Raw genomic sequence first — 4466 nt, forward strand, 5'->3', positions numbered from 1 at the left:
GCTAAACCTAATTGTCGCTGGGAAAGTGGGCATTGTGATTTAGTTAATGGTGATTTGGAATTGTCAATAACTACCAATAGCTTGAACTATGGTCAAAATTACCTTCACTTGCGTTCAGAAACACCATTGCAGAAGGTTAATTTTTCCTTGGTTCGTCAGAAAAATTCACAATCATTGCCCAAATCTATGGTGCAAGAAGATGCAGCAGGTACTTCATGGAAGAGTGCATTGATTCAGATTAATCAAACAGACTATTTACAGTTTGCTGTCCAAGCTGGTGGCAGTACTTTTTATGTGGAAGTGCCTGCTACTTTTGTTTATCAGGAGAAGGTTTTTTAAATGGAAATTGAAGCTTTAGAAATTGTTGATTTTTTTAAGGCAACACTCCCTTTAGATTGTGCAACTACTGAGCAGCTTAAATCCTTAATTTTAAAAACCGAAATTGGCTATCGTCGAAAAGGCCATGTGTTAACACTTAAGCCTGATTATTTGTATTTAGTTCGCAAGGGTGCGGTATTAATTGAAGATGAAAATGAGCAGCTATTTTCGATTTTAGGTGAGCATCAATGGTTTGGTTATAGTAATCAATTATTACTTTATGTTCACTCTTGTCAAGAGGATACGCTTTATTATCGAATTGATAAGCACCACTTTCATGAGCTGTTTGCCAATAATAACACGATTGAAAATTTCTTTGTTGATGCCAATTTAAAAACAGGTATTGCTTTTCAAAATATTACCAAGCAAGATAATTTGCTCAATAACTCTGTACTGTCAATGTCTAGAGCAAATGATGCATATTTAGTTGATCAGCAGACTAGTATTGAGCAAGTCGCTAAATTAATGACTGATAGAAATATCACCGCTGTTATTGTGACTAACAATGATCAGTTGTGTGGCATTGTTACTGATCGTGCGTTTTGCACCAAAGTTGTGGCTGGTGGGATTGATGCAACTGAAATAGTTGGCAAAATTATGACTAAAGACCCTATCTCAATTGCTTATTATAAAAGCGGCATTGAGGCCATGTTATTGATGGCAAAGTCACATATTAGACATTTGCCTATTATTAAAAATAACAAGGTTGTTGGCATTATTACAGCGGCAGACCTATTGCGCAAACAAAGCCATAATGTGGTTTTTCTAATTAACGAAGTGCTGGTTTCTGAAAATAGGGCTGATTTAGAGAGAATATCTCAACAAGTGCCTTTATTGCTACAAAGTAGCTTTGATTCAAACATGGATGAGCATGATATTACTTATTCAGTTAGTTCTGTTGGGCGCACAATTAATCAGCAATTATTAAAACAAGCTGAAGAATTATTAGGCCCTCCACCTGTTGAGTATGCTTGGGTTGTGGCAGGATCAATGGCCCGTTCTGAACAAATTGCACACTCCGATCAAGATAATTTGATTATTTTATCTGATGCATATCAGCCTAATTTGCACGCAGAGTATTTTGATCAGTTGGCTAAATATGTTTCTGATGGTTTAAACGCTTGTGGCTATGTTTATTGTCCTGGCGATGTTATGGCCACTAATAGTAAATGGCGACAACCTTTGTCAGTTTGGAAGTCTTATTACAGTCAATGGATTATTGAGCCAGATCCAAAAGCACTTATGTACGCAAGTATATTTTTTGATCTTAAGTGCTTATACGGGGATGCAACTTTACTAGATACTTTGTTATCGGGTGTTTTGAAAAAATCGCATAAAAATACTATATTTCAGTCTCACATGGCCGCTAATGCATTGCACTATACTCCGCCATTAGGATTTTTCCGTAATTTTATTTTAGATAAAAACGGTGTTAATGAAAGTGCCTTGGATTTGAAGAAAAAAGGTGTGGTGCCAATTGTGGATATTGCTAGAGTTTACGCACTATCACACGGAGTTAAGTCAATCAATACGCAAGATAGATTAAGGGAGTTGGTAGAAGTAGGCGGCTTGAGTCAATCGGGCGCAGATGACTTAATTGAAGCTTATAAAATTATTAATTTAATTAGAATTAAACACCAACAGTTTCAAATTAAATTAGGCAATCCTGCGGACAATTACGTATTAATTAAAGAGATCTCTTCATTGGATAGAAGGCACTTAAAAGATGCTTTTAGTATTGTGACTGATATGCAATCAGCAATGGGCTCACAATATCAGACTTCCATATTATGATATTTTTTAATCATCTTTTTGCTGAATATCGTCGAAAGCAAGCCTTAAAGAAACTGACAGAGTCTTCTGCGATAAAAAGCTATTTATCGCATTCATTACCCAAGGGTAATGAGTTGATTAAAGAGTTAGAATTTCTAGTGCTAGATTTTGAAACAACCGGCTTAAATGCAATGGATGATCAGATCATTAGCATGGGCTATACGGTGATTAAAAGTCTTCATGTTATGCCGACAACCTCGACACATATCTTGATTAACCCGAACAAACAACTAACTGAAGACAATGTCGGCATTCACCAATTAACCGATGATGAATTGAAAAAAGGTGTGTCGTTGAGTCATGCCATGAATGTTTTGCTAGCAGAAATGACTGACAGAGTTGTTATTGTTCATTTTGATGCTATTGAAAAAGGCTTTATTAATCAGGCGTGCAGAGCGCTTTATCAGATGAGATCTTTGCCTATGATAATGATCGATACACTCAAAATTGAGCAACTGAAAATACGCCAGACTCATGGGACTATTAAACCCGACGGTTTACGCTTGTATGCGTTGCGTGAGAAATATCATTTGCCGCGTTATAAAGCGCATAATGCCATGCAAGATGCAATTGCAACGGCGGAATTATTTTTAGCTCAAATTGATTATACGGGCAGCGTCAACTCGCTTAAATTAAAAGACTTGATTTGACAAATTGCTTTCTAGAAAGGCATTTTTTTAGGTATTATTTATTTATTTTATTCGTGATTATCCATGGCCATGTATCCAATTCCAAAATCTAGCAAAACTCCATTAATTGATGAAAGTAAATACCAGTCAATGTATGAGCAGTCAATTAATCATTCTGATGAATTTTGGGCTGGTCAAGCGAAAGAATTTTTAAGTTGGGATAAAGATTGGGACGAGGTTTCTAACGTGGATTACACTCAGGGCCAAATTGAATGGTTTAAAGGTGGTGAGTTAAATGTTGCTTACAATTGTATTGACCGTCACTTGCCACAAAGGGCTAATCAAACAGCGATTATTTGGGAGGGTGATAATCCTGAAGTTAGTCAAAAGGTGACCTATCAACAACTTCATGACGAAGTAGCTAAGCTGGCTAATGGTTTAAAGCAACTAGGTGTTAAAAAAGGCGACAGGGTTTGTATTTACATGCCAATGATTTTAGAGGCGAGCTACGCAATGCTGGCTTGTGCTCGCATTGGCGCGATTCATTCGGTGGTGTTTGGCGGGTTTTCTCCAGAAGCGCTAAAAGATAGAATTTTGGATTCCGAATGTAGGGTAGTGATTACCGCTGATGAAGGTGTGCGTGGTGGGAAATCTATTCCGCTTAAGGCAAATGTAGATAAAGCTATTGGCGCATGTACTTGTGTTGACGCGGTGGTTGTTGTTCAGCATACTAAAGGCGAAGTGCATTGGGGCATTAAAGATGTTTGGTATCACGATTTAGTGGCTAATGTGCCAAGTGAATGTCCATGCGAGGCTTATGACGCTGAAACACCACTATTCATTCTTTATACCTCAGGATCAACTGGCAAGCCAAAAGGCGTATTACATACCTCTGGTGGCTATTTGCTTTATGCAGCCATGACACATAAATATTCTTTTGATTATCAAGAGGGTGATGTGTATTGGTGTACTGCTGATGTGGGTTGGGTAACAGGGCACTCATATATTGTTTACGGTCCGCTTGCTAACGGTGCAACCACACTGATGTTTGAAGGCGTCCCTTCTTATCCTGATGCCTCACGTTTTTGGCAAGTAATTGACAAACATCAGGTGAATACATTCTACACAGCGCCAACTGCGATTCGCGCGCTAATGGGTGTAGGTGATGAGTTTGTGGAAAAAACCAACCGCTCTAGTTTGCGTGTATTGGGTACAGTAGGTGAGCCGATTAATCCGGAAGCTTGGGAATGGTACTATCATGTGGTGGGTCAAGGCAAATGCCCCGTGGTAGATACTTGGTGGCAAACCGAAACTGGTGGTCATATGATTACCCCGCTGCCTTATGCAACAGCATTAAAACCAGGTTCAGCGTCCAAGCCATTTTTTGGCATTGAGCCACAAATCGTTAATGAGCAGGGTGAGGTGCTAGAAGGTGAAGCGGAAGGAATTTTAGTACTGGCAAGATCTTGGCCAGGGCAAATGCGCACGCTTTACAATAATCACGAGCGTTTTATGGAGGCTTATTTTTCAACCTTCCCAGGTAAGTATTTTGCTGGTGATGGGGTTAAGCGTGACAAAGACGGCTACTACTGGATTACTGGTCGTGTGGATGATGTGCTAAATATT

Annotated in this window: 3 protein-coding genes and 1 pseudogene; all 4 read left to right on the plus strand. The window is 38.8% G+C overall.

Annotation, left to right across the window (positions count from 1 at the left end):
* Positions 1–339, plus strand: a pseudogene (locus tag PSN35_RS06265) (hypothetical protein); the annotation flags it as partial.
* Positions 340–2172, plus strand: coding sequence for a putative nucleotidyltransferase substrate binding domain-containing protein (locus PSN35_RS06270; protein ID WP_300030983.1), 1833 nt, complete (start codon positions 340–342; stop codon positions 2170–2172). It abuts the pseudogene before it with no gap.
* A complete protein-coding gene (locus tag PSN35_RS06275) occupies positions 2169–2861 on the plus strand; it encodes an exonuclease domain-containing protein (RefSeq protein WP_300030986.1) in 693 nt (230 codons plus the stop codon). Before PSN35_RS06270 ends, PSN35_RS06275 begins: the two co-directional genes overlap by 4 nt.
* A 63-nt stretch (positions 2862–2924) precedes the next feature.
* Positions 2925–4466 (plus strand): acetate--CoA ligase (gene acs, locus PSN35_RS06280; RefSeq protein ID WP_300030989.1); only part of this gene is annotated, 1542 nt, incomplete at its 3' end.

Source organism: Candidatus Thioglobus sp. (assembly GCF_028599055.1).
GTDB lineage: Bacteria > Pseudomonadota > Gammaproteobacteria > PS1 > Pseudothioglobaceae > Thioglobus_A.